This window comes from Sedimentibacter sp. B4, from assembly GCF_000309315.1.
In the GTDB taxonomy this organism is placed as follows: domain Bacteria; phylum Bacillota; class Clostridia; order Tissierellales; family Sedimentibacteraceae; genus Sedimentibacter; species Sedimentibacter saalensis.
This window is the reverse complement of record NZ_CANG01000166.1, coordinates 1-211: the sequence shown is the minus strand read 5'-3', so window position 1 is coordinate 211 and position 211 is coordinate 1. Positions and strand designations below refer to the sequence as shown.

The 211-nt window shown below is 68.2% G+C and carries 1 pseudogene; it reads left to right on the top strand.

Features of this window, described 5'->3' with window-relative positions:
- A pseudogene (locus tag BN358_RS23090) lies at positions 1 to 211 on the top strand (fumarate hydratase); the annotation flags it as partial.

Here is a 211-nt window from a genome sequence, read left to right as displayed (position 1 = left end):
CGATCGCGGTGTCCTGCTCCGCCGATAGGCAGTGCCTCGCCAAGATCACCCCCGAGGGCGTGTTCATCGAGCAGCTCGAGACCGAGCCGGCGCACTTCATGCCCGAGACCACCGACGAGCACCTCGAGGGCGGCGACGTCGTCGAGATCGACCTGGGCCGGCCGATGCCGGAGATCCTGGCCGAGCTGAGCAAGTACCCCGTGAAGACCCG